Genomic DNA, 1,905 nt, shown 5'->3' with positions numbered 1-1,905 from the left:
CCCGCCGATCCGATCGCGCACCAGCTCCAGGACGGCCGCCCGGGGATGGGCCTCGCCCAGGCCCGCCTGGGGCTGCGCCCGCCCGGCCGAGGCGGCCGAGCCCGCGACCACCGCGCGCCGGACCCGGCCGCGCACCAGTCCGCGCAGCAGGGCGGGCACCGAGTCCTGGGCCCGCAGTGCCGCGAGGTCCAGGCGGACGGGCAGGATCGCGGGCTCGCCCGCCGCGAGCGAGGCGTCGAACAGGGCGGCGCCCTCGGCCGGGGTGAGCTCCGGCATGCCCGAGCGGGCGATCCGGTGCAGGTCGACGTCGGCGAGCGTGCCGATCATGCCGCCGTCGCGGGTCCACGGGCCCCAGGCCTGCGAGACGGCGGGCAGGCCGAGCGAGCGGCGGTGCACCGCGAGCGCGTCGAGGTAGGCGTTGCCCGCCGCGTAGGCGGCCTGGCCGGGGCCGCCGAAGACGCCGGAGACGGAGGAGAACAGGACGAAGGCCGCCAGCGCGCGGTCCTTCGTGGCCTCGTGGAGGTTCAGGGCCGCGTCCGCCTTCGGGCGCAGGACGGTGCTGACGCGCTCGGCGGTCAGGAAGCCGATCACGCCGTCGTCGATCACCCCGGCCGTGTGGACGACCGCGCGGATCTCGTGCCGGGCGAACAGGCCCGCCACCGCCACCGGATCGGCGACGTCACACGCCTCGACGACGGCCTCCGCACCGGCCTCCGCGAGCTCGGCGAGCAGTTCGTCCGTGCCCTCGGCGTCAACGCCCCGGCGGCTGACCAGCAGCAGGTCGCGCACGCCGTGTTCGGCCGCCAGGTGCCGGGCCACGAGCTGCCCGAGGCCACCGGTACCACCGGTGATCAGGACCGTGCCCTCACTCGGCCACGCCACCGCGTCGGCCGTGGCTTCCGTCCGCATCAGGCGAGCCGCAAGGACTTCACCGTCGCGGACGAGCAGCTCCGGCTCATCCAGGCCCAGAGCCCCCGGCAGAAGCACCTCGTCCCCCGCCAGATCCACCAGACCGAACCGGCCCGGCTCCTCAGACACCGCCGACCGCACCAAGCCCCACACCGCTGCGCCCGGCAGGTCCTCACCCGCCACGACACCGCGCGTCACGAAGACCAGCCGAGACCCGGCGAAACGCTCCTCCGCCAGCCAGCCCTGCACCAGCTTCAGCACCCGCGCCGTCCGCGCGTGCACCTCACCAGCGGCCGCCTCGATCACGACCACCGGCGGCACCTCCTTGGGCACCTCCGCCAACGACCCGACTGCCACGAACTGCGGAGCAGCGGCCGCCTTCACCGGCACCCAGTCCACCCGGAACAGCGAGTCCTGACCCACCCGGCTCGCCTCGCCCGCCGCCACCGAGCGCACGACCAGTGACCCGACGGTCGCCACCGGGCGTCCCTCGGTGTCGGCGATCGCGAGCGCCATCCCGCCACCCGCCGCCGGCGTCAGCCGCACCCGGACCGCCGAAGCGCCGGAGGCGTGCAGCGCCACGTCCTGCCACGCGAACGGCACTCCGCGCTCGTCGGAGCCGGTCAGCGCGAACGCGTGCAGGCAGGCGTCGAACAGCGCCGGGTGCAAGCCGAAGCCCGTGCCCTCCGTGCCCTCGGGCAGGGTGACCTCCGCGAAGAGCTCGTCCCCGCGCCGCCAGGCCGCACCGAGCCCCCGGAACGCCGGGCCGTACCCGAACCCGGCCTCCGCCAGGCCCTCGTACCACCCGGTCAGGTCGACCGCCTCGGCACCGGCCGGCGGCCACGCGGCCGCCTCGAACGGCACGGGCGTAGCGCCCGTCCCCAGCACACCGGTGGCGTGGAGGGTCCAGTCCGTCCCGTCCGCTTCGTCCGGCCGGGCGTGCACCGTGAGCGCACGCCGCCCGGACGCGTCCGGCTCGCCGACCCACACCTGCAC

Annotated in this window: 1 protein-coding gene; it reads right to left on the bottom strand. The window is 76.3% G+C overall.

Going from position 1 to position 1,905, the window contains the following annotated elements; translation table 11 throughout:
• The coding region (locus ACFV4F_RS43220) for an SDR family oxidoreductase (RefSeq protein WP_380511518.1) at nucleotides 1–1,905 on the bottom strand (1,905 nt) is incomplete at both ends.

The sequence above is a fragment of the Kitasatospora sp. NPDC059722 genome (assembly GCF_042733235.1).
Lineage (GTDB): Bacteria > Actinomycetota > Actinomycetes > Streptomycetales > Streptomycetaceae > Kitasatospora.
Note: the sequence above shows the minus strand (reverse complement) of the source record. Positions and strands in the feature narration are given on the sequence as shown.